This window comes from Pseudomonas sp. TH15 (genome assembly GCF_016651105.1).
In the GTDB taxonomy this organism is placed as follows: domain Bacteria; phylum Pseudomonadota; class Gammaproteobacteria; order Pseudomonadales; family Pseudomonadaceae; genus Aquipseudomonas.
Genome location: NZ_JAEKEL010000001.1, coordinates 2,772,899 through 2,796,567 on the forward strand (window position 1 = coordinate 2,772,899; position 23,669 = coordinate 2,796,567).

17 protein-coding genes and 1 pseudogene are annotated in these 23,669 nt (G+C 59.8%); 17 read left to right on the forward strand and 1 reads right to left on the reverse strand.

The features are described from left to right. Positions 1–65 precede the first annotated feature (65 nt). Positions 66–857, reverse strand: a complete 792-nt coding sequence (gene phhA / locus JFT87_RS12590) for a phenylalanine 4-monooxygenase (protein WP_201201703.1) — start codon at positions 855–857, stop codon at positions 66–68. 402 nt (positions 858–1,259) lie between these two features. On the opposite strand from phhA, the gene JFT87_RS12595 reads away from it, so the two are divergent. From JFT87_RS12595 to JFT87_RS12675, 17 genes and pseudogenes are all read left to right on the forward strand, one after another. Further along, positions 1,260–2,822 (forward strand): sigma-54-dependent transcriptional regulator, encoded by a 1,563-nt coding sequence (locus JFT87_RS12595; RefSeq protein WP_201201705.1) that lies wholly within the window; start codon positions 1,260–1,262, stop codon positions 2,820–2,822. Positions 2,823–3,180: 358 nt separating this feature from the next. Beyond that, positions 3,181–3,921 carry a flagellar basal body rod protein FlgF gene (locus tag JFT87_RS12600; RefSeq protein WP_201201706.1) on the forward strand — a complete coding sequence of 247 codons (741 nt, stop codon included), beginning with the start codon at positions 3,181–3,183 and terminating at the stop codon, positions 3,919–3,921. A 46-nt stretch (positions 3,922–3,967) separates the two neighbouring features. Next, complete coding sequence (gene flgG / locus JFT87_RS12605; RefSeq protein WP_201201708.1) at positions 3,968–4,753, forward strand: flagellar basal-body rod protein FlgG; 786 nt, start codon at positions 3,968–3,970, stop codon at positions 4,751–4,753. A gap of 51 nt (positions 4,754–4,804) precedes the next feature. Then, positions 4,805–5,500, forward strand: a complete 696-nt coding sequence (gene flgH / locus JFT87_RS12610; protein ID WP_201201710.1) for a flagellar basal body L-ring protein FlgH — start codon at positions 4,805–4,807, stop codon at positions 5,498–5,500. 27 nt (positions 5,501–5,527) lie between these two features. Next, entirely contained in the window at positions 5,528–6,616 is a 1,089-nt protein-coding gene (locus JFT87_RS12615) for a flagellar basal body P-ring protein FlgI (protein WP_201205176.1), read from the forward strand. Between the two features lie 20 nt (positions 6,617–6,636). Beyond that, positions 6,637–7,926 (forward strand): flagellar assembly peptidoglycan hydrolase FlgJ, encoded by a 1,290-nt coding sequence (flgJ, locus tag JFT87_RS12620; RefSeq protein ID WP_446739731.1) that lies wholly within the window; start codon positions 6,637–6,639, stop codon positions 7,924–7,926. Positions 7,927–7,949: 23 nt separating this feature from the next. Continuing rightward, positions 7,950–9,995: a flagellar hook-associated protein FlgK gene (flgK, locus tag JFT87_RS12625; RefSeq protein WP_201201712.1), complete on the forward strand. Its 2,046-nt coding sequence runs from the start codon at positions 7,950–7,952 to the stop codon at positions 9,993–9,995. Between the two features lie 13 nt (positions 9,996–10,008). Continuing rightward, positions 10,009–11,583, forward strand: coding sequence for a flagellar hook-associated protein 3 (locus tag JFT87_RS12630; RefSeq protein ID WP_201201713.1), 1,575 nt, complete (start codon positions 10,009–10,011; stop codon positions 11,581–11,583). Positions 11,584–11,699: 116 nt separating this feature from the next. Further along, positions 11,700–15,292, forward strand: a pseudogene (locus JFT87_RS12635) (glycosyltransferase). Between the two features lie 160 nt (positions 15,293–15,452). After that, positions 15,453–15,620: a hypothetical protein gene (locus tag JFT87_RS12640; RefSeq protein ID WP_201201714.1), complete on the forward strand. Its 168-nt coding sequence runs from the start codon at positions 15,453–15,455 to the stop codon at positions 15,618–15,620. A 270-nt stretch (positions 15,621–15,890) separates the two neighbouring features. After that, on the forward strand, positions 15,891–17,876 hold the full coding sequence (locus JFT87_RS12645; protein ID WP_201201715.1) for a calcium-binding protein: 1,986 nt from the start codon (positions 15,891–15,893) through the stop codon (positions 17,874–17,876). A 260-nt stretch (positions 17,877–18,136) separates the two neighbouring features. Beyond that, positions 18,137–18,910: a glucose-1-phosphate cytidylyltransferase gene (rfbF, locus tag JFT87_RS12650; RefSeq protein WP_201201716.1), complete on the forward strand. Its 774-nt coding sequence runs from the start codon at positions 18,137–18,139 to the stop codon at positions 18,908–18,910. Then, positions 18,892–19,974 (forward strand): CDP-glucose 4,6-dehydratase, encoded by a 1,083-nt coding sequence (gene rfbG, locus JFT87_RS12655; protein ID WP_201201718.1) that lies wholly within the window; start codon positions 18,892–18,894, stop codon positions 19,972–19,974. Before rfbF ends, rfbG begins: the two co-directional genes overlap by 19 nt. Then, positions 19,971–20,531, forward strand: a complete 561-nt coding sequence (locus tag JFT87_RS12660; protein WP_201201720.1) for a dTDP-4-dehydrorhamnose 3,5-epimerase family protein — start codon at positions 19,971–19,973, stop codon at positions 20,529–20,531. Before rfbG ends, JFT87_RS12660 begins: the two co-directional genes overlap by 4 nt. Next, positions 20,528–21,754 (forward strand): class I SAM-dependent methyltransferase, encoded by a 1,227-nt coding sequence (locus JFT87_RS12665; protein ID WP_201201722.1) that lies wholly within the window; start codon positions 20,528–20,530, stop codon positions 21,752–21,754. Before JFT87_RS12660 ends, JFT87_RS12665 begins: the two co-directional genes overlap by 4 nt. Further along, positions 21,751–22,608: an NAD-dependent epimerase/dehydratase family protein gene (locus JFT87_RS12670; RefSeq protein WP_201201724.1), complete on the forward strand. Its 858-nt coding sequence runs from the start codon at positions 21,751–21,753 to the stop codon at positions 22,606–22,608. Before JFT87_RS12665 ends, JFT87_RS12670 begins: the two co-directional genes overlap by 4 nt. Next, positions 22,598–23,668 (forward strand): class I SAM-dependent methyltransferase, encoded by a 1,071-nt coding sequence (locus tag JFT87_RS12675; RefSeq protein WP_201201725.1) that lies wholly within the window; start codon positions 22,598–22,600, stop codon positions 23,666–23,668. Before JFT87_RS12670 ends, JFT87_RS12675 begins: the two co-directional genes overlap by 11 nt. Position 23,669: the final 1 nt, after the last annotated feature.

Below are 23,669 nucleotides of genomic sequence, written 5' to 3' on the forward strand. Positions count from 1 at the left end.
GTTTCCCGATTCGATTCTTGTTAGACGTTACTATTTTTCAGCGCGTACCGCGACTGCCGGTGCACTCAGGCCGCTTTTGGCTTTGGCGCAAATTTCGGTGCGTGCAAGCCCAACTGCATGCCTTGCTTGACCATGCCCATGATGTCTTCATGAGCGACGTCGAACAGGCGCTTGAGGTTGGGCAGCACAAAGTACAGCGGTTGCAGGATGTCGATGCGATACGGCGTGCGCATGCATTCCAGCGGATCGAAGGCCTGGTGTTCCGGCTCGTCCGACATGCAATAAACGGTTTCTTTAGGCGAGGACAGAATGCCGCCGCCGTAGATGCGCCGGCCCTGCGGGGTGTCGACCATGCCGAACTCGATGGTCATCCAGTACAGGCGTGCGAGGTAGACGCGTTCTTCCTTGGTGGCCTGTAGCCCAAGTTTGCCGTAGGTATGGGTAAATTCGGCAAACCAGGGGTTGGTCAGCAGCGGACAGTGGCCAAAGATCTCGTGGAAAATGTCCGGCTCTTGCAGGTAATCCAGTTCTTCGCGGGTACGAATAAACGTTGCCACTGGAAACTGCTTGTTGGCGAGCAATTCAAAAAAGGTCTGGAAGGGGATCAGTGCCGGGACACGGGCCACTTGCCAACCAGTGGTTTCACCGAGGACCTTGTTGATCTCGCCGAGTTGCGGAATGCGGTCGTGGGGCAGACCGAGTTTTTCGATACCGTCCAGGTATTCCTGGCACGCACGACCTTCGATCACTTTCAGTTGGCGAGTGATCAGCGTGTTCCACACCGCGTGTTCTTCGGCGGGGTAGTCGATAAAACCTTGCGCATCGGGCTCGCGAGCCACGTATTGCGTCTGCTTCATGCTGCTCTCCTGCTAGGGGAATTCGTTCTTGTTATGTCCAGCTATGGACCTAGAAATACCCCAAGGTGTGGGTTGATGCAGCAGGTGGTTCGGGTCGTGCGTAGGAAAAATCTGCGGTTTTCGTAAAGTTTTCGTTACGGAATCGGCGATATGGCGCAGGTATTGAGATTTCCCGGTTTGAAAAGCCTTCCAGCTGTCACATAATCTTGACGACTAACTTTGCGCCTCCGCAGAAAAATCCGTCCGAAGGCACTGCAATACCCATGTGGGAGCGGACTTGTTCGCGAAGGCGGTCTGTCTGACACATTGATGTTGGATGAACCGACGCTTTCGCGAGCAAGCCCGCTCCCATAGGTTGCGCGCCAGGCATCTACCCCACTCACCGCTTTTTGGGCCTTTTATATGCGTATCAAAGTCCACTGCCAAAACCGCATCGGCATCCTGCGCGACATTCTCAACCTGCTGGTGGAATACGGGATCAACGTCGCTCGCGGCGAGGTAGGCGGTGAGCATGGCAACGCGATTTACCTGCACTGCCCGAACCTGATCAACATTCAGTTCCAGGCGCTGCGTCCGAAATTCGAGGCGATTGGTGGGGTATTTGGCGTCAAGCGTGTAGGGCTGATGCCCAGCGAGCGTCGGCACATGGAGCTCAATGCCTTGCTCGGCGCCCTGGAGTTTCCGGTGCTGTCGATCGACATGGGTGGCTCCATCGTCGCGGCCAACCGTGCGGCGGCGCAGTTGCTCGGGGTGCGGGTGGACGAGGTGCCGGGGATTCCGTTGTCGCGGTATGCCGAGGATTTCGATTTGCCGGAGTTGGTGCGCGCCAATAAGTCGCGGATCAACGGCTTGCGGGTGAAGGTGAAGGGTGACGTGTTTCTTGCCGATATCGCGCCGCTGCAATCGGAGCATGACGACAGCGAGGCCATGGCCGGTGCCGTGTTGACGTTGCACCGTGCGGACCGGGTCGGTGAGCGGATCTATAACGTGCGCAAACAGGAATTGCGCGGCTTCGACAGTATCTTCCAGAGCTCGAAAGTCATGGCAGCGGTGGTGCGTGAGGCTCGACGCATGGCGCCGCTGGATGCGCCGTTATTGATAGAAGGTGAAACCGGCACTGGCAAAGAGCTGCTGGCGCGGGCTTGTCACTTGGCCAGTCCGCGAGGGCAGTCGCCACTGATGGCGCTCAACTGCGCCGGCCTGCCGGAATCCATGGCCGAGACCGAATTGTTTGGCTACGGCCCTGGCGCGTTCGCAGGCGCGCGGGCCGAAGGCAAGCTCGGGCTGCTGGAGTTGACGGCCGGCGGTACGCTGTTTCTCGATGGTGTCGGCGAAATGAGCCCGCGCTTGCAGGTGAAGTTGCTGCGCTTTCTGCAGGACGGCTGCTTCCGGCGTGTAGGCAGTGATGAAGAGGTCTATCTGGATGTGCGGGTGATCTGCGCGACGCAGGTGGACCTGTCCGAGTTGTGTGCCCGCGGCGAGTTTCGCCAGGATCTGTATCACCGCTTGAATGTGCTGTCATTGCACATCCCGCCGCTGCGCGAATGCCTCGACGGGCTGACGCCGCTGGTGGAGCATTTCCTCGATCAGGCCAGTCGGCAGATCGGTTGCCCGCTGCCGAAACTGGCGCCAGCAGCGATGGAGCGGCTCAGTCATTACCATTGGCCGGGCAATGTCCGGCAGTTGGAAAACGTGTTGTTCCAGGCGGTTTCCCTGTGCGAGGGCGGGACAGTCAAGGCTGAACACATTCGCCTGCCGGATTACGGCGTGCGTCAGCCCCTTGGCGATTTCTCGCTGGAGGGCGGGCTGGATGCGATTGTCGGGCGCTTCGAGAAAGCGGTGCTGGAGCGCTTGTATTCCGAGCACCCGAGCAGTCGGCAGTTGGGTAAGCGGTTGGGGGTTTCGCACACCACCATCGCCAACAAACTGCGCGAATACGATGTCGGCAAAGACCCCGAAAGCTAAGTAAAACTCCTGTGGCGAGGGGATTTATCCCCGATGGGCTGCGAAGCAGCCCCCAAGGCCATCCAATGCGTTGTATCCGGTGGGCCGCTTTCATCGGTATTGGGGCGGCTTCGCAGCCCAACGGGGATAAATCCCCTCGCCACGAGGTTTTGCATCTGCCTCAGAGATCGGGATTGCCACTTACCGGCATAACACCGCCGGTTTTTCGACTTCGACACAATTCCCTCATCCCCTCTAAATCCTTCAAGTCCTTTGTTTGCCGGGCCTCGGGCCGCCAGAAAAAAGTTGGTCTGCAAATTGCTTGAGGCTCAGCAGTACAGCGGTGGGCGGCAAACGTCCGGCATGCAGAGGAAAGAGTGTGGACAAGTACCTTTATGTGGCAATGACCGGCGCCAGCCAGAATGCACTGGCGCAGAAGGCTCATGCGAACAACCTGGCGAACATCTCCACCAACGGTTTTCAGAAGGACCTGGAGCAGGCCCGTTCGATGCCGGTGTTTGGTGACAGCTTTCCGGCGCGTGCCTATGCCATGACCGAGCGTCCGGCCACCGACTTCTCGCCAGGATCGATGGTGGAAACCGGCCGTGATCTCGATGTGGCGGTGACCGGCGACGGCTGGATTGCCGTGCAAAGCCCCGACGGCAGCGAAAGTTACGTGCGCACCGGCAGCCTGAACGTTGACGCCTTGGGCGTGTTGCGCGCCGGCAATGGTATGCCGGTGATGGGCAATGGCGGGCCGATTGCCGTGCCGCCCGAGCAGAAAATCGAAGTAGGTGAGGACGGCACCATCAGCATTCGTTCGATGGGTGAAGGCCCGCGGGTGATTGCTCAAATCGACCGTATCAAACTGGTCAACCCTGACCTGAAGAACATGACCAAAGGCCTGGATGGTTCGATCCACACCATGGACGGCAAGCCGGCGCAAGCCGATGCGGGCGTCAAACTGGTGTCTGGGTTCCTTCAGTCGAGCAACGTCAATGCCGTGGAAGAAATGACCTCGGTGCTGGCGTTGTCGAAGCAATTCGAGCTGCACATCAAGATGATGAACACCGCCAAAGACGATGACCAGGCCATGGCTCAGGTCTTGCAGATCAGCTAATTATCAGAACGTCGCGCCGTAAAACAGGCGCACGAGGAGAATCGAAATGCTTCCGGCTCTATGGGTTGCCAAAACAGGTCTGTCCGCTCAGGACACCAACCTGACCACCATCTCCAACAACCTGGCGAACGTATCGACCACGGGTTTCAAACGTGACCGCGCCGAGTTCCAGGACTTGCTGTACCAGATCAAACGCCAGCCTGGCGCCCAGTCGACCCAGGACAGCGCGCTGCCGTCCGGTCTGCAATTGGGTACGGGTGTGCGCATCGTCGGCACCCAGAAAAACTTCACCGCCGGCAGCCTGCAAACCACCGAGCAGCCGTTGGACCTGGCCGTCGACGGCCGCGGTTTCTTCCAGATTCTGCAGCCGGACGGCACCACGTCTTACACCCGTGACGGCACCTTCCACCTCGACTCCAACGGCCAGATCGTGAACGCCAGCGGTTTCGCTCTGGAACCTGCGATCGTCATCCCGAACAACGCCCAGAGCTTCACGGTCGGTACGGACGGCACGGTGTCCATCACCGTTCCCGGCAACGCTGCCTCTCAAGTGATCGGCAACCTGCAAACCGCCGACTTCATCAACCCGGCCGGTCTGCAAGCCGTGGGTAACAACCTGTTCCTGGAAACTGCCGCCAGCGGCGCGCCGCAAGTCGGCACCCCGGGCCTGAACGGTTTTGGCACCACGCTGCAGAACACCCTGGAAGGGTCCAACGTCAGCACCGTTGAAGAGATGGTCAACATGATCACCACTCAGCGCGCTTACGAGATGAACTCCAAGGTGATCTCCACCGCCGACCAGATGCTCTCGTTCGTAACGCAGAATCTGTAATCAAGTCTATGAGGCGGCATGAAGCCGCCTGCAACACCGTGAGGTAGGGTCATGAATCGCTTTGTATCTGTTCTGGCACTGAGTGGGGTGGTCTCGCTCGCGGGCTGCGTCGCACCGACGCCCAAGCCCAATGACCCTTATTACGCCCCGGTGTTGCCGCGAACGCCGCTGCCGGCTGCCGCCAACAATGGCTCGATCTACCAGGCCGGTTTCGAACAAAACCTGTACGGCGACCGCAAGGCGTTCCGGGTCGGTGACATCATTACCATCACCCTGAACGAGAAGACTCAGGCCAGCAAGGGTGCCAACTCGCAGATCGACAAGACCAGCAAGACCAGCATCGGTCTGACGTCGCTGTTCGGTGGCGGCCTGACCACCAATAACCCGGTGGGCAGTGGTGACCTGAGCCTCAACGCCGGTTACAGCGGCGACCGTGCCACCAACGGGGCCAGCAAGTCCGGGCAGAGCAACAGCCTGACCGGTTCGATCACCGTGACCGTCGCCGATGTATTGCCCAACGGCATCATTGCCGTGCGTGGCGAGAAGTGGATGACCCTCAACTCGGGTGATGAGCTGGTGCGGATTGCCGGCCTGGTTCGCGCCGATGACATCGCCACTGACAATACCGTGTCGTCGACCCGCGTCGCCGATGCACGTATCACCTATTCGGGCACCGGTGCGTTTGCCGATGCGAGTCAGCCTGGCTGGTTCGACCGTTTCTTCCTCAGCCCGCTGTTCCCTTTCTAGGTGGCTACGTTGAATCTTAAACACCTGATGGTGGCCGCCCTGTTGCTGTCCGCAGCCTTCAACGCTCAAGCCGAGCGGCTGAAAGACATCGCCAGCATTTCCGGCGTGCGGACCAACCAATTGATCGGTTACGGCCTGGTGGTCGGGCTTAACGGCACCGGTGACCAGACGACGCAGACCCCGTTCACCCTGCAGACCTTCAACAACATGCTCTCGCAGTTCGGCATCAAGGTGCCGGCGGGTTCGGGCAACGTGCAGTTGAAGAACGTCGCGGCGGTGTCGATCAGTGCCGATTTGCCGGCGTTCGCCAAGCCGGGTCAGTTGGTGGATATCACGGTTTCGTCCATCGGTAACTCCAAGAGCCTGCGCGGCGGCACCTTGCTGCTGACGCCACTCAAAGGTATCGACGGCAACGTCTACGCCATCGCCCAGGGCAACCTGGTGGTCGGTGGTTTCGATGCTGAAGGTCGTGACGGTTCCAAGATCACCGTTAACGTTCCGTCGGCCGGTCGTATCCCGGGTGGTGCGTCGGTTGAACGTTCGGTGCCGAGCGGCTTCAACCAGGGCAACAGCCTGACCCTGAACCTCAACCGTTCGGACTTCACCACCGCCAAGCGCGTGGTCGACAAGATCAACGACATGCTCGGCCCTGGCGTTGCCCAGGCTATCGACGGCGGTTCGATTCGCGTCTCGGCACCTTTGGACCCGAGCCAGCGTGTCGACTACTTGTCGATCCTTGAAAACCTTGAAGTCGATCCGGGTCAAGCGGTGGCGAAAGTCATCATCAACTCCCGTACCGGCACCATCGTGATCGGCCAAAACGTCAAGGTTTCCCCGGCCGCCGTAACCCACGGCAGCCTGACCGTGACCATCACCGAAGACCCGATCGTCAGTCAGCCCGGCCCTTTGTCCAACGGGCAGACGGCGGTCGTGCCGCGCTCGCGGATCAACGCCCAGCAAGAGGCCAAGCCGATGTTTAAATTCGGCCCGGGCACCACCCTCGACGAAATCGTGCGTGCGGTGAACCAGGTCGGCGCGGCGCCGGGAGACTTGATGGCCATCCTCGAAGCACTGAAACAGGCCGGCGCGCTGCAAGCCGACCTGATCGTGATCTGAGGACGGCGACCATGGTGGATATGCGCAATGGCAATACCGTCGGCACCAGTGATTCGGGTTCTTACTCGGACCTCAATCGCCTGAACCAGCTCAAGGTCGGTGACAAGAACAGCGACGCCAACATGCGCAAGGTGGCGCAGGAGTTCGAGTCGCTGTTCCTCGGTGAAATGCTCAAGTCCATGCGCTCGGCCACCGAAACGCTAGGCAAGGACAATCCGCTCAACACGCCAGCTGCCAAGCAGTACCAGGAAATGTACGACCAGCAGTTGGCCGTTTCCATGTCTCGCCAGGGCGGTGGTATCGGTCTGGCCGACGTGTTGATGCGCCAGATGTCGAAGAACAAACCGCTGGCACCGGGTGAGGCTGCGGCTGCATCTGCGGCCAAGCAGGAAGCGGCGAAAGCGGCCGTGCCAACCCCGATAGCCGCTGGCACGACGGCCACCAATGGTCCGTTGTCGCGCCTCAATGGCCAGCGTCCGTTGTGGGCGTCGCGCTCGGTGAAGGCGCCGAACACGCAGCTGGCGCACAGCAACGACATGGCAATGATCAACCAGCGTCGTCTGGCCTTGCCGCCGAAACTGGCCGATCGTTTGCTCGCCGGGCTGGTGCCATCCGCCACGACAACGGCGACCAACACGCAGCTGCCGCAACGCGCCACCACCACAGCTACCACCGCTGCGACCGGTTCTGGCGCCCTGTACAACGGCGATTGGCTGGCTCGCGCTGAAAGCGACAAAGCTTCCGGCGGGCAGATGCAGATTTACGGTCGCGCCATGGCGCAGATTCCTCTGGCGCCGGCGAAGAAAGCTTTCAGTTCCGCCGACGAATTCGTCAACACCATGCTGCCGATGGCCAAAGAAGCCGCCGCTCGCATCGGTGTCGATCCGCGTTACCTCGTGGCGCAAGCGGCACTGGAAACCGGCTGGGGAAAATCGGTCATGCGCGCCCAGGATGGCAGCAGCAGTCACAACTTGTTTGGCATCAAGGCCGGCAGCAGTTGGACCGGCGATTCGGCGCGGGCAATCACCAGCGAGTTCAAGGATGGCGCAATGGTCAAGGAGACGGCTGAGTTCCGTTCCTATGCCTCTTACAAGGACAGCTTCCACGACCTTGTAACTTTGCTGCAAACCAATAATCGCTATCAAGATGTGGTGAAGTCGGCCGATAACCCAGAACAGTTTGTACGCGAGTTGCAAAAGGCCGGTTATGCAACCGACCCGAACTACGCGAACAAGATTTCGCAAATAGCCAAGCAGATGACGAGTTACCAAAACTACGCTGCGGCGGGCGTTTCCACCACGCCTCTATAGGCACAAGGCATAAGGTCTGAACCATGAGTTTGCTCAATATCGGGATGTCGGGGCTAGCGGCTAGCTCATCCTCTTTGGCTGTGACGGGCAACAACATTGCCAACGTCGACACCGCCGGTTATTCACGTCAGCAAACGGTGCAGACCACCAACTCCTCACAGCAGGTCGGTAACGTGTTTATCGGCACCGGGACGACCCTGGCCGATGTGCGCCGGGTGTACAACTCCTACCTCGATGCACAGTTGCGCACCGCCACTTCGCTTGACAGTGAAGCTTCGTCGTACCTGGCTCAGGCTACGCCGCTTGACGCTACGCTGTCCGACACCAACACCGGTTTGACCGGCGTGTTGCAGAAATTTTTCACCTCGATGCAGGGCGTTTCGACCTCGGCAACTGACGACACTTCGCGTCAAGGAGTGCTGACCGGTGCCCAGGCGCTGACCAGCCGCTTCAACACCATCGCCCAGCAGTTGAACGATCAGAACACCACGCTCAACGGCAGCCTTGGCGACATGGCGTCCCAGGTGAATAAACTGGCCACCACGATTGCCAACCTCAACCAGAAAATTGGTGAGGTCTCCACCAGCGGTGGCCAACCAAACGACATGCTCGACTCCCGTAACGAAGCGGTGCGTCAGTTGTCCCAACTGGTCGGCGCTCAAGTGGTCGAGCGCGGCTCCAGCTATGACATCTACGTCGGCAGCGGCCAGCCGTTGGTGATCGGCAACACCACCAACACCCTGGGCACTGTGCCGAGCAAAGACGATCCGTCGCGCATGGCGCTGCAGTTGGATCGTGGCTCCAGCACTATCGACATTACCTCGGTGGTCAGCGGCGGCTCGATCGGTGGTTTGCTGAACTATCGCAAAGATGTGCTCGACCCTTCGCTCAATGAGCTGGGGCGTGTGGCGCTGGTCATGGCTGACCAAGTGAACAGCCAACAGGCCCAGGGCATCGACAAGAACGGTGATTTCGGCGCGGCGATTTTCAACAACATCAACAGTGCCGCCCTGATCAGTCAGCGCAGCATTGCCAACGCGGGCAACAGCACCGGTTCCGGCAACCTGAACGTCACCATCAAGGACACAGGCCAGCTGACCACCAGTGATTATCAGGTGACGTTCAGCAGCCCGACCGACTACAGCGTCAAGCGCTCCGACGGCACTGACATGGGCTCGTTCAGCACCACAACGACACCGCCGCCGGTGATCGACGGTTTCACCATGGCCCTGAATGGCGGCGGCGCGATGAGCGCCGGCGACAGCTTCAAGGTGACCCCGACCCGTGGCGCGGCAGAGAACATTCAGACCGTACTCTCCGACCCGAAGAAAGTCGCCGCCGCCGCGCCGTTGACCGGCGTGACCAGTGCCAACAACACCGGTACCTACACCCAGCCAACGCTGACCAGCACCATCGACATCTATAACCCGGCTTCCCAGGCGCAAATGCAGACCGGGCTCAAGTACTCGACGCCGGTCAAGATCATTTTCGGTGACGCTGCCGGTGGCAGCCAGCCCTATACCCTGGTTGATGCCAAGGGTGGCCTGCTGAGTTCCGGGAATATTGTCCCGGGCCAGAGCAATACCCTGAACCTTACAGTGCCGATGGTCGATGCCAGTGGTAACCCGATCACCGACGGCGGCACCCCACCGGTCCAGCAATCGTTCACGATGCAGACCACAGTCGGTGGCTCGCCAGCCAAGAACGAAAGCTTCAGCATTTCGCTGACGGGTGCCGCGTCCTCGGATAACCGTAACGCACAAGCGCTGACGGCGCTGCAAACCAAGCAGACAGTGGATACCGGCACGGCGAGCAAGGGCATCAGCCTGGTCGACGCTTACGGCACACTGGTGACCAATGTCGGCGCGAAGGCTGCGCAGGGCAAATCGGACAGCGACGCCACCACGGCGATCCTGACCCAGGCCAAAAGCGCCCGTGATTCGAACTCGGGGGTCAACCTGGATGAGGAAACCGGCAACCTGGTCAAATACCAGCAGTACTACACCGCGTCTTCGCAGATCATCAAGGCTGCGCAAGAAACCTTCAGCACGCTGATCAATGCCCTTTAAGGAGTCGTAATTCATGCGCATTTCTACAAGCCAGTATTACGATACAACCGCTGCCAACTATCAGCGTAACTTCAACCAGGCGATCGCAACCAGCGCCGAAGCCAGCAGCCTGACGCGCATCAACACCGCCGCCGATGATCCGATCGGTGCCGGGCGTCTGCTCAAGCTCGGCCAGCAGAGTGCGGCGCTTGATCAGTACAGCACCAACATCGACAGTACCAAGAGCTCGTTGAGCCTGCAGGAAACCACGCTGGATTCCATCAGCACGGCTTTGCAGCGCGCCAAGGAGTTGGGTCTCAGCGCGGCGAGTGGCAACGCCACCGACGCCGACCGTAAGGCCTATGCAGCGGAAATGAGCCAAATCCAGCAGCAAGTCGCCGGACTGATGAATTCCAAGGATTCGAACGGCAACTACCTGTTTTCCGGTTCGAAAACCGACACCCCGCCGTACTCCCAGAATTCTGATGGCACCTACACCTACAACGGTGACCAGAGCAGCATCAACCTGACCGTTGGCGATGGTTTGACGGTGGCCACCAACACCACCGGTTGGGATGCGTTCCAGCAGACTATCAATACTAGTCGTACCCAGACCTCCATGACCGCTCCAGCGGTGGATGATGGTCGAGTGGTTTTGTCCAATGGTCAGGTGAGCAGCAGCACAACGTACAACGCCAAGTTTGCCAGCGGAGAGCCGTACACCGTCAGCTTCCTGAGCAGTACCCAACTGAAGATTACCGATTCGCTGGGCAACGACGTCACCACTGAAGCCAGCGCGAACGGTGCGTTCAGCAACAGCAACGGCGCCAACCAGACCGTAAGCTTCCGTGGCGTTGACCTGAGCCTGAACATCAACCTCAAAACCGGTGATACCAACCCGGATGCGGTGATTGCCGGCCACACGTTCCAGTTGTCGGCCACGCCGGATACCTTCAACACTACGCGTAGCGCTGGCAACCCCTCGACGGCGGTCATCACCGGCTCCAGCGTGACCAACACGACGGACTACAACAACGCATTCCCGGCGGGTGGGGCGGTCCTCAAGTTCACCAGCGCCACAGCCTTTGACCTGTATGCGGCACCGGTGACCACCGATAGCAGGCCAGTGTCGTCCGGCACCGTGACGGGCAGCACGGCGACGGCTGCGGGTGTGACCTTCACTTTGGGTGGCGCCACACCACCGGCGAGCGGTGACCAGTTCTCGATCCAGTCCAACGATCACCAGACCCAGAACGTGCTCGATACCCTGGGCAAGATGGTCACGGCAATGAATACGCCAGTTGACGGCAATCCGGTTGCCAAACAACAGTTTCAGGCGGCCATGGACTCGGGGCTTAACAACATCGACAGCGCCAGCAATCAGGTGGGCTCGGCGCTTACGTCGATTGGTTCGCGAGGGCAATCGCTGGACGATCAATCCACGACTAACCAGAGCCTGGTCCTGGCGAACACCACGACCCAGTCGTCGATTCGCGACTCCGATCCGGCTGAAGTGATGACCCGCCTGACCTTGCAGCAAACCATGTTGCAAGCGGCGCAACTGGCCTTCAGCAAGATCACGTCACTGGGCCTGTTCAACAAGATCTAAAGGTGACCGGGCGCGCAAGCGCCCGTTAGCCCTGACCCTTCTGTACTTATCGTCTTTTTTCGCGGTTTCAGAGGGCTCGCTGTCCTGGGCGGGTTCCCGCCGCTTGTGAGCCCGCCGTGAATTCACTTCCCCTTGTCAGTATTGTCATCCCTGCCTTCAATCCGCGTTTTTTCGACCAGGCATTGCGCAGCGCCGTCGGCCAGAGTTATGGCAATTTCGAGATCATTGTCTGCGACGATAGCCGTGGCAACGGCATTGAAGACGTAGTCGTGTCGGTGGTCGAGCAAACCGGTTGTGCAGTGCGTTACGTGCGCAACCCGCGGACACTGGGGATGGTCGGTAATCTGCAAGCGTGCCTGGAAGAGGCGCAGGGCGAATTCATCAAGTTTTTGTGTGACGACGATCTTCTATATTCGAACTGCATCGAGCAGCAGGCGCATGAAATGTTGCGCGACGAAGTCAGTCTGGTCACCGCTCAGCGACTGCTCTGGGATGCAAACGACATCATCCTGCCGACGCGTCTGGAAAATACCTCGTTGTCGCCGTCCAGCGGATTGCTCAATGGGGATGACGTATTGGGGATATTTGAGAAATTCCCGGTCAACGTCCTCGGCGGATTCAGTAATGCATTGTTCCGGCGCGCCGATGTTGTCGAGCTGTTGCCGGCATTGACTCAAGAAGACTGCTGCTTCGTCGCGACTCTGGATTTTGCCCTGTACGTCTGCCTGCTGCGGCGCGGCAATCTGGCGGTATCCAATAATGTACTCAGTGCCGAGCGACTCTATCCGGAGCGTTTGAGCGCGACACAATCGATGAAGGATGCGGTTGAAGTAGAGCGTGAATGGCTCACGCAAATGCTCAAGGTGCGTAGCGGCGAGTCGGCACCTGCGCAGGGCTGGGTTCGCTACATTCCCTTGACCAAAGCCGATGAGAATCCTCGGGTCTGGGAGGAGCTGCCCCTGAGTCGCACACTCGGCACCAAGCAGAGCCGTCAGGAGTGGAGCGTCGGTGTCGACAGCAATAGTTTTGGCGAACTCTACGCGCAGTGGTTGCAATGCCGGGTGCTCACCGAGGGGCAGCGCAAGTTGTTGCCGGAAACGCTCGCCGGCTGGCCGCAGCAACCCCGCATAGTACCGATCATCGTCGATGCCAAGGGCAGTCGCGATGGCCTTGAGCGCACGCTGGAGGCACTCGCCGCACAGGACTACCTGCCAGAACTGATTCTGGTGCTGTCTGCTTCCTGTACCGAGGCAGAGCTGGACGGGCGAGTGTTTCGCATGCCGTTGCAGGGCGAGGGCCTTGAGCAGATCAACACATTGTTGGCGCAACTGGATGGCGCCGACTGGTTCTACCTGCTGCAGGCGGGGGATCGCCCGGTAATGCCAGCGTTGTTGGTCATGGCCGACCGGATCGCTCACACCCCGACGCTGACCTGTCTGTACAGCGACGAAGGCAGTCTGCGCAGTGGCGAGCCGGCGGAGCCTGCTTTCAAACCTGACTTCAACCTGGACCTGATGCGCAGTTATCCGTACGTTGGGCGTGCCCTGGCGTTCCAGCGTGAACGGTTTCTGGCGCTTGGCGGGTTTGAACCGACGTTCGTCGAGTTGGCCCCCATGATGTGTTGTGGCGGATGGTTGAGAGCGACGGCATACAAGTCGTCGGTCATATCGCCGAAGTGTTGCTGGAGTCGAAGTTCGATTTCTCCAAATGGCTTGCCGAACCCGGTGTAATGAAGCAAAACCCGCGGCTGCTCGAAGCGCATCTGCAGCGTCTGGGAATTGCTCATGAAATTCGCCGCGGCAACTGCGAGTTGCTCAATCGGGTTGACTATCATCACGCTCGACGCCCGCTGGTGTCGGTGATCATTGTCACTCAGGATCAGACCGCCGCTTTGCAGCGCTGTGTCGAGACGCTACTGGAGAAGACCGCTTACACCGAGTACGAATTGCTCTTGGTCGACAACGCCAGCGAAAGCGCCGAAGCGCAGGCCTGGCTGGAAGGCATGGCGCAGTTGGGCAGTGACCGGATTCGCGTGGTGAGCTACCCGCAAAAGGGCAACGCTGCGGCTTTGCACAACTTTGCGGTAGGGCAGGCGCGCGGCGAGTACGTGTTGATGCTCAACTCCTTCGCGGTGATCACCCAGGCCGATTGGCTGGACGAACTGCTTAATCACGCGCAGCGTCCGGAAGTCGGTGTGGTCGGTGCCAAGTTGTTCAATCCGGACGGTTGTTTGCTGCACGCTGGCCTGATTCTCGGTTTGCAGGGACCGGTCGGTTTGCCGTTCTATGGTCAGCCGATGCAGGCGGACGGGTACATGTTTCGTCTGCAGGCAGTGCATGACCTCAGCGCAGTAGGCGGCGATTGCCTGATGATTCGCAAGTCGGTCTTCGAGGCCGTTGGCAGACTCGACGAGCAGGACCTCAAACAAGCGCTCAATATTGCGGATCTATGCCTGCGCGTCGGTCAGGAAGGCTACCTGGTGGTGTGGAATCCCTATGCCGCGTTGGCAGTCGGTGAGCGACCAAGCATTGAGGGCACAGCAGAAGACCTGGCGCAGAACATTCAGGAGCAAGACACGTTTTACCAGCGCTGGCTGCCACTCATTGCGCATGACCCGGCTTACAACGTTAACCTGGCGTTGCACGGTATCGGGGCAACCTGTTTCAGTCTTGAGCCGGGCTTGCGTACCGGTTGGAGGGCATTTTCCAAGGCGCAGTTGCCGAATGTCCTGGCTGTGCCGATCAATGCCTCTGCCATAGGCCATTACCGCATGAGCCAGCCGCTGATCGAGCTGGAGGCGGCCAACAGAATCGAAGGGCGTATTTGCTACAGCATGCCGTCGATTATTGAAGTCGAGCGCCAGTCACCTGACGTTATCGTTCTGCAGGGGCGATATTTCGAAACCTCTGTTGCGGATATTCCGCCCTTGAAAACCTACTCCAATGCTCGGCGAATCTACGAGCTGGATGACTATGTCATCAATATTCCCCGTAAGAATGAGCACATCCGCAATATGCCGACCAGGGATGAGATGGAGCGCCTGGTCCGTCGGGGGATTGGTCTGTGCGACCGTGTGGTGGTGTCGACCCAGCCGCTGGCTGATGCATTGTCAGACATGCACCACGACATTCGCGTCGTGCCTAACATGCTGGCCAAACATCTGTGGACCAACATGAACAGCCAGCGCCGCACCTCGAAAAAACCCCGGGTCGGCTGGGGCGGCGGTACCAGTCACCACGGAGATCTGGCGGTGATTGCCGATGTGGTCCGCGAACTGGCCAATGAAGTCGATTGGGTGTTCTTCGGTATGTGTCCTGAAGAATTGCGCCCTTATATGCATGAATTCCACGGTGTGATCGGGCTGGATATCTACCCGGCAAAACTGGCCAGTTTGAACCTGGACCTGGCACTGGCGCCGCTTGAGTTCCACATCTTCAACGACTGCAAGAGCAACCTGCGCCTGCTCGAATACGGGGCTTGCGGCTACCCGGTGATCTGCACCGATACCAAGGCTTATCAGGGTTATTTGCCTGCCACCCGGATCAAGACCAACACCACCGATGAATGGCTGCAAGCTATCCGCATGCACCTGGCTGACCCGGATGCCAGCTACCGCATGGGCGATGAACTGCGAGAGGTGGTTCTGCGCGATTTCGTGTTGCGTGGCGATAACCTGCGTTACTGGGAGTATGGCTGGTTGGCAGATTGACCGAACCTCGCGTGCTCCTCTGAAAAACCGGCGACTCTTGCAGTCGCCTGTTTTTTTTGCTTTGAAAATCGTATTTGCATCGGTCTCGATACATTTTTTGCCGAGGCTCAAGCTTCGCGCATATCAACACATTCGTGGGTTTAGAGCGCTGGCCGCGAGGATGTCTGATCGCCACCGATCGAGTTTCAACCCGGGGGAAGCGCCGCAGGAAGGTGTGCAGCTTAAAGACTGGTTTGCCGGTTCCGATACCCTCGAGCAAATCCAGACGGCGAATGGAGAAATCATCAACCTGCCGGACAACAGTGACGCGCTTGCCATGTTTGGCTGATCGCAGAATCAAACACCCTCGTTCCTGCAACGGGATCGAGGGGGCAGGAAATGCTGCCGAGGGCGAACCCGATCTCCGGGTTCGCCCTTTCTTGTATCTGGAGAAAATTTCTTACACACCCGTCGCAACATTTTCCTGTGCAGGCTCAAGGTTTGGATTTTTGCGGTCGATAGCATTTCATTCGTTTATTTATCAGGCAGGGATTGCACGATTGAACGGTCGCTCTCTGCCGACAGATCCGCTTTCAACAACAACGCAAGGAAGACGTAAATGGCAGTAGTGAATGGAACAAGTGAAGCGGACGTGCTGTTGGGCACCGATGGCAATGACCAACTCTATGGACTGGAGTCGGATGATGTCCTGCTGGCAAGTGCGGGATCGGACCTGCTCGATGGCGGGGAAGGCTTCGACACCGTGAACTATTACGCAATAGCTGCGGGGATCAATGTCGAACTGGCCAATGGCGCGACTACCGTCGCCGGACCTGACGGCAAGGTCGATACGCTGGTGGGCGTAGAGAAGATCGTCGGGACCTTTGCCAACGACACATTCGCCAGTTCGGTGGGTGGCGTGACCCTGGAGGGCAGTAGCGGTGATGATGTCTACATCGTCAGTGCCGAGGACGTGACCGTCATCGAAGAAAACCGGGGTGGCTACGACGAGCTGCGCACCAACCTCAACAGCATCAAAATGAGCGCGTACGTCGAGAAGCTGACGTTCACCGGCATCGGTGACTTCAAGGCTTACGGCAGCGCCACCGACAACGAGATCATCGGTGGCGCCGGTAACGACTGGCTGTGGGGCGGTGATGGAGCCGATCACTTCGTTGGCGGTGATGGCTACGACACGGTCAGCTACAGCGACAGTCTTGAAGGGGTGAGGGTCAATGACTACTCCAACTACGACTGGCTGACCATTGCCTACGGCGACACCTTCACCGGTATTGAAGCCATTGAGGGTTCTAGCTTTGATGATCTGATCTATCTCAATCAACCCGCCGAACAGGCGATGATCATTGATGGTGCCGGTGGCTACGACACGGTGAGCTATCAGAACTCGTTCGACGCGGTCACTGTTGAGGTCGGCGCGGGCTCCAGCCTGCTGAATGTGGAGAAGGTGATCGGCTCGTCAGGCGCCGACCATTTCACCGCCAATTCAGGTGGCCTGACCTTGGCCGGTGGCATGGGTGATGACGTCTACACGATTAACAGTGTGGGCGTGACCGTCGAGGAAATCGAGGGTTACATGGGCGGTACCGATCAGGTCTATACCAACCTGTCGGAATTGCATCTGGGTGCGTTCGTTGAAAACCTCACCTACACCGGCACTGGCGACTTCACTGGCTACGGCAATGATGAGAGCAACATCATCATTTCGGGTGCCGGCAATGACGTGTTGTCCGGTGGTAAGGGGTGGGATGTCTTGAATGGCGGTGCCGGCATCGACATCGTCAGTTACGCAGACAGCAAGGAAGGACTGACAGCTTCTCTCGGCTGGGCCCCTCGCAGCGGTGACGCGGTTTACCACACCTACATTGATATCGAAGGCCTGCGCGGCAGTCAGTTCGACGACCAATTGTATGGCGATTCGGGCGACAACATTCTCGAGGGTGGGGCTGGCTTCGACATGCTTTACGGCGGTGACGGCAACGACCACATTTATGGCGGGCTGGCGTCCGGACTCGATACTCAAGGCTATGCCAGCGACCGACTGTCGGGAGGCGCGGGTGACGACGTCATCGTCAGCGATGCCTTTGATGTGACCAGTTCCGCCAGCGGTGACGAAGGCAACGACACCATCACCATGGTCGGCGGTCAGGCCAGGGGCGGTGAAGGCAACGATATCCTCACCGGCACGGGGCGCAACTACATGCTGTTCGGTGACGAGGGCAATGATCTGTTGATCCTCAATCTAGCCGGTCAGTCGACCTCTGGCGGCAGAGCTTATGGCGGTCAGGGCGATGACACCTACGTGGTGAACACGACCGGGCTGGTGACGATTCAGGATGTGGGCCTGGACCAGAATGACACGCTGATCCTCAACACGATTGCCAACGCCAGCCAGCTGAGCGTGACTCGCATCGGCAACGATGCCTATTTGCACAGCGCCAACGACGGCAACAACGGTGTGCCGGATAACGGCGTGAAACTGGCAGGTTGGTACGCGGGGTCCAACACCATCGAGCACATCCAGACCGCCGATGGTCAGGCCTTTGAGTTGCCGGCCAGCAGTGATGCGTTCGCCATGTTTGGCTAATCGTTCAACCCGTTGACCTGACGCAAGGAAAGGGATGAATCCACTGATGGACTCATCCCTTTTTTCATGGCTCATCGCGCAGCTGACGCGGGGCTTGTGGAGCTGGCGCGTTTCCTGCAAGACCCCTCCATATCGCCATAAAACGAGCATTGGCGGCATAGCCGGCAGTGCTCGCAGCGGCGCTGAGCGTTTTATCCAGAAGGCCTGCAAAAGCTTGATACAGCTTGGCTGAGCCCTGTGACGAACAAGAGGGAAAGTGGATGAAGGCAGTTATTTTGGCGGGTGGCCTGGGCACGCGCATCAGTGAAGAGTCGCACCTCAAGCCCAAGCCGATGATCGAGATCGGCGGCAAGCCAATTCTCTGGCACATCATGAAGCAGTACTCCGCGCACGGAATTCATGATTTCGTGATCTGCCTGGGCTACAAGGGCTATGCGATCAAGGACTTCTTCGCCAACTACTTCCTGCACACCTCCGACGTCACCTTCGACATGTGCAACAACCGCATGGACGTTCACCAGAACTACAGCGAGCCGTGGCGCGTCACGTTGATCGACACCGGCGAAGACACCATGACCGGTGGCCGCTTGCGCCGCGCCGCGCGTTATCTGGAGGGCGAACAGGCTTTCTGCTTCACCTACGGTGATGGCGTTTCAGACCTCAACATCGGCGCGCTGGTGGACTTTCACCTGGCCCACGGCAAGCTCGCTACCGTGACTGCGGTGCAACCACCGGGACGCTACGGCGCCCTGGAGCGCGACGGTGACAGCGTCAAAGGCTTTATCGAGAAACCACGCGGTGATGGCGGCTGGATCAATGGCGGCTTCTTCGTGCTGTCGCCCAAAGTGCTGCCCTACATTGCCGACGATCAAACTTCCTGGGAGTCCGAGCCCTTGGCGGCGCTGGCCAGCGAAGAGCAATTGCAGGCCTATCAGCACGACGGCTTCTGGCATCCGATGGACACCCTGCGTGACAAGAATCACCTCGAAGCACTGTGGCTGAGCGGGGAGGCCCCATGGAAACAATGGGACTGAGTCCGGAATTCTGGCGCGGCAAGCGGGTTCTGGTCACCGGGCACACCGGTTTCAAGGGCAGTTGGCTGACGTTGTGGCTGCAAAGCCTGGGCGCTGAAGTCAGCGGGTTCGCGCTTGATCCGTCCACCGAGCCGAGCCTGTTTGAACTGGCGCGGGTGCACGAAGGCATCAACGATCAGCGCGGCGACCTGCGTGACCTGGGCGCCTTGCTTGAAGTCATCGCCGACACCGAGCCGGAGATCGTCCTCCACCTGGCGGCGCAACCGCTGGTGCGTGAAGGTTATCGCGATCCGCTGGGCACCTACTCCAGCAACGTCATGGGCACCCTGAATCTGCTGGAAGCGATCCGTCAGGTTGGCTGCGTCCGTGCCTGTGTGCTGGTGACCACCGACAAGGTCTACGCCAACAAGGAATGGCTGTGGCCGTACCGCGAAGACGAAGCCTTAGGTGGCCACGACCCTTACAGCAGCAGCAAGGCCTGCTGCGAATTGCTGGCGCAGTCTTACGCCGCCTCGTTCTTCCCGGCCGCCAAGCATGACGAACATGGCCTGGCCTTGGCCACGGCCCGCGCCGGCAACGTGCTGGGCGGTGGCGACTTTGCTCCGGAACGTCTGATCCCGGACGTGCTCAAGGCCTGGTCGGCAGACGAGCCAGTGACCCTGCGTTACCCGCAAGCCGTGCGCCCTTGGCAGCACGCGCTGGAGCCGCTGGCCGGCTATCTGCAACTGGCTGCGGGCCTCTACGAACAAGGCCCGGAATACGCCGGGGCATGGAACTTCGGCCCGAGCGAAGCCGACATGTGCAGCGTCGGTGAAGTGGTCGAACTGCTCGCCAGCCGCTGGCCGCAAGCCCGTGGTTTGCGCATCGAGCCGAGCGAGTTGCATGAGGCCGGTCTGTTGCGTCTGGACAGCAGCCGCGCCCGTCAATTGCTCGGCTGGCAGCCGCGCTGGTCGTTGCAGCAATGCCTGACCCAGACCCTCGACTGGCACTTGGCGTGGCAAAACGGCGCCGATATGCGCGCCGTCACCCTCGGTCAATTGAACCTGTACCGAGGCGCGCTGTGAGCGAGTTTTTAGTAACAGCGTTGCCGCTGAACGGCTTGTTCAGCGTGCAGCACAAACGCTTCGAAGACGATCGCGGGCACTTCGCCCGGCTGTTCTGCGAAGGCAGCCTGAGCGCGTTCGGCCAGGCGTTTCATATTCGCCAGATCAACCATTCCTGCACCCGTGCACGCGGCAGTGTGCGCGGTTTGCATTATCAAAACGCCGATGCGCCGGAAGCCAAGTTGATCACTTGCCTGCGCGGTGAAGTCTGGGATGTAGCGGTGGATTTGCGCCCCGACTCCGAGACGTTCCTGCACTGGCACGCCGAACACCTGCGGGCCGGCGACGGGCGCAGCTTGCTGATCCCGGCCGGGTTCGCCCACGGTTTCCAGACCCTCACCGATGACGCCGAGTTGCTCTACCTGCACAGCGCCGATTACGCGCCTGCGCATGAAGGTGGTTTGTCGGTGAACGATCCACGGCTGGCGATTGCCTGGCCGTTGCCTGTCAATAATCTGTCAGCCCGGGACGCCAGCCATCCCTTGCTCGACGAACACTTCGCTGGAGTGCGTCTATGAACTGCCGTGGTTGCGCTACGCCGCTGGCCTTGCCGCTGATCGACCTCGGCACCTCGCCGCCGTCCAACGCTTACGTGCGCGCTGATCAGCTAGAACAAGCCGAGCAGTGGGTGCCGTTGAAAGTGGCGGTGTGTCAGCGGTGCTGGCTGGTGCAGACCGAGGACTACACCAGCGCCGACAGCCTGTTCGACGCCGAGTACGCCTACTTCAGTTCGTTCTCCAGCACCTGGCTGGCCCATGCCGAGCGCTATGTGGCCGAGATGGTCGAGCGCTTCGGCCTGACAGCCGACAGCCGTGTGGTGGAAATCGCCGCCAATGACGGTTACCTGTTGCAGTACGTCGCCGGGCGCGGCATTCCTTGCCTGGGCGTCGAGCCAACCCGCAGCACCGCGCAAGCGGCCCGGGAAAAAGGCCTGGAGATTCGTGAACTGTTCTTCGGTCGCGAGACTGCGTTGCAACTGGTCAGTGACGGCTGGTCCGCCGACCTGATGGCCGCCAACAATGTGCTGGCCCACGTCCCGGACATCAATGATTTCCTCGGCGGTTTTGCGACCCTGCTCAAACCGACCGGCGTGGCGACCTTCGAGTTTCCGCAACTGCTGACGCTGATGGCTGGCCAGCAGTTCGACACGCTGTATCACGAGCACTATTCCTACCTGTCCCTGACCGCTGTGCAGACGTTGTGCGCGCGCAATGGCCTGGAAGTGTTCGATGTCAGTCAGTTGTCGACCCACGGCGGTTCGCTGCGGGTGTTCGTTCAGCGTGCCGATGGCGAACGTCGCGACGTGCAGCCAGCCGTTCCGCAACAGTTGCAAGCCGAACTGGCCGCAGGCGTGAAAACCGTCGAGTACTACGCGACCCTGGCGCCGGCCGCCGAACGCATCAAGCACCAACTGCTGCGCTTCCTGTTGCAGGCCAAGGCCGACGGCAAACGCGTGGTCGGTTACGGCGCCGCCGCCAAGGGCAACACCTTGCTCAACTACGCCGGGGTCAAGCCAGACCTGTTGGCCTGGGTCGCTGATGCCAACCCGCACAAGCAGGGCAAGTACCTGCCGGGCAGCCGCATTCCGATTGTCTCGCCGGCGCAGATCGATCTTGAAAAACCGGATTACGTGCTGGTCCTGCCATGGAACCTGTTACACGAAGTCAGTCAGCAACTGGCACAGGTGCGCGAGTGGGATGGCCGCTTCGTGATTGCCGTGCCCGAGTTGACCGTCCTGTGAAGGTGCTGGTCACCGGAGCGACCGGGTTTGTCGGCCGGCATCTGGTTGCCGCGTTGCTCGCCCGTGGCTGCGAAGTCCGCGCCGTGGCGCGCAATGCCGAGACCGCTGCAACGTTGCCGTGGATCAATGACGTGGAGTTCATCGCGGCGGATATTCACGCCGCTGACCTGGACATCGCAGCGATGACCGCTGGCGTCGACGCCTTGGCGCATCTGGCGTGGCCCGGTTTGCCGAACTATCAGGCGCTGTTCCATTTCGAGCACAACCTGATGGCCGACTACCGGTTCATCAAGGGTGCGGTCGAGGCGGGCGTGTCGCAGGTGCTGGTCACCGGCACATGCTTCGAATATGGCATGCAAAGCGGTCCGCTCACCGAGCAGACGTCGCCGCAGCCGAGCAATCCATACGGCTTGGCGAAAAATACCCTGCGACTGTTTCTGGAAAATTTGCAGCGGCTTCAGCCGTTCACTCTGCAATGGGCGCGGCTGTTTTACCTGCATGGCGAGGGCCAGAACCCCAACAGTTTGCTGGCGGCGCTGGACCGGGCGATCGATGCCGGGGCCGACACGTTCAACATGTCGGCCGGCGAACAGCTGCGCGATTACCTGGCCATCGACACCGCCGCCGGGTACTTGGCGGCGATCCTGCAACAGCGGGATTTCGATGGACTGGTCAATTGTTCCAGCGGCCAGCCGATATCGGTCAGGACGCTGGTGGAACAGCGATTGCGCGAACGCGGCGCTTCCATCGGTTTGAACCTTGGCCACTACCCATATCCGACCCACGAACCGATGGCGTTCTGGGGCGTGGCGGACCGTTTGCAACAGCTGCTGGGAGGCAATCATGAAGCATGAGTTGTATCGGGTCGCTGACCTGCCGGTGCTGCAAAACCGCACCTTCGCCGACCCGGAATCGGCGCGGGCCTCCGCCAGTGCCGACATGGTGCTGGTGCAGGATGAGCAGAGCGGGTTGATCTTCAACCAGGCCTTCGATGCCGACAAGCTCAGCTACGACGCCGATTACCAGAACGAGCAGGCCCATTCCGGTCAGTTCCAGCAGCACCTGAGCGATGTGGAAGGGATCATTGCCCGCCACTTCAAGGGCCAGGAGCTGATCGAAGTCGGCTGTGGCAAAGGTTACTTCCTGGAACTTCTGAAAGGTCTGGGCTATGCCATCACCGGCATCGACCCGGCCTACGAAGGCAGCAATGCCGATGTGATCAAGGCCCCGTTCACTCGCGGCCTGGGCCTGGCGGCGGACGCCATCGTGCTGCGCCATGTGCTGGAGCATATTCAGGACCCGGTGAGCTTTCTCACCGAAATGGCCAACGCCAATCAGGGCGGGCAGATCTACATCGAAGTGCCGTGCTTCGACTGGATTCTGGAACACCGCGCCTGGTTCGACCTGTTCTACGAGCACGTCAATTATTTCCGCCTCGATGACCTGCGCCGGATGTTCGGCACCGTGCATGAGGCCGGTCACCTGTTCGGTGGCCAATACCTGTACATCGTCGCCGACCTGTCGACCTTGCGCCTGAGCCCGGAACAACCGGTACCACGCCTGGAACTGCCACAGAACTTCACCAGCAGCCTTGAACGTGCGGTGCAGATTATTCAGGCGAATCCAGAGCAGGGCTCGGCGATCTGGGGCGCGTCGTCCAAAGGCGTGATCTATTCGCTGTTCCTGCAACGCGCCGGGGTAGCGGTGGATCGCGTGGTAGACATCAACCCGGCCAAGCAGGGGCGTTATCTGCCTCTGAGTGGCGTGCGGGTGTCCTCGCCGCAAGAGGCCATGGATGCGTTGCCCGAAGGCGCCAACCTGTTTGTGATGAACTCCAATTACCTCGAAGAAATCAAGCGGATGACCGGTGGACGCTACGTCTATCACGCCGTAGACAGCGCTTCGTTCCAGTGAC

Excerpts from the sequence above, each read along its gene's own strand:
- rfbG (WP_201201718.1), top strand. The coding sequence starts at position 18,892 with ATGGAAACAATGGGACTGAGTCCGGAATTCTGGCGCGGCAAGCGGGTT.
- JFT87_RS12615 (WP_201205176.1), top strand. The coding sequence starts at position 5,528 with ATGGTGGCCGCCCTGTTGCTGTCCGCAGCCTTCAACGCTCAAGCCGAG.
- flgH (WP_201201710.1), top strand. The coding sequence starts at position 4,805 with ATGAATCGCTTTGTATCTGTTCTGGCACTGAGTGGGGTGGTCTCGCTC.
- rfbF (WP_201201716.1), top strand. The coding sequence starts at position 18,137 with ATGAAGGCAGTTATTTTGGCGGGTGGCCTGGGCACGCGCATCAGTGAA.
- flgJ (WP_446739731.1), top strand. The coding sequence starts at position 6,637 with ATGCGCAATGGCAATACCGTCGGCACCAGTGATTCGGGTTCTTACTCG.
- JFT87_RS12665 (WP_201201722.1), top strand. The coding sequence starts at position 20,528 with ATGAACTGCCGTGGTTGCGCTACGCCGCTGGCCTTGCCGCTGATCGAC.
- JFT87_RS12675 (WP_201201725.1), top strand. The coding sequence starts at position 22,598 with ATGAAGCATGAGTTGTATCGGGTCGCTGACCTGCCGGTGCTGCAAAAC.
- JFT87_RS12645 (WP_201201715.1), top strand. The coding sequence starts at position 15,891 with ATGGCAGTAGTGAATGGAACAAGTGAAGCGGACGTGCTGTTGGGCACC.
- JFT87_RS12595 (WP_201201705.1), top strand. The coding sequence starts at position 1,260 with ATGCGTATCAAAGTCCACTGCCAAAACCGCATCGGCATCCTGCGCGAC.
- JFT87_RS12630 (WP_201201713.1), top strand. The coding sequence starts at position 10,009 with ATGCGCATTTCTACAAGCCAGTATTACGATACAACCGCTGCCAACTAT.
- flgG (WP_201201708.1), top strand. The coding sequence starts at position 3,968 with ATGCTTCCGGCTCTATGGGTTGCCAAAACAGGTCTGTCCGCTCAGGAC.
- phhA (WP_201201703.1), bottom strand. The coding sequence starts at position 857 with ATGAAGCAGACGCAATACGTGGCTCGCGAGCCCGATGCGCAAGGTTTT.
- JFT87_RS12640 (WP_201201714.1), top strand. The coding sequence starts at position 15,453 with ATGTCTGATCGCCACCGATCGAGTTTCAACCCGGGGGAAGCGCCGCAG.
- flgK (WP_201201712.1), top strand. The coding sequence starts at position 7,950 with ATGAGTTTGCTCAATATCGGGATGTCGGGGCTAGCGGCTAGCTCATCC.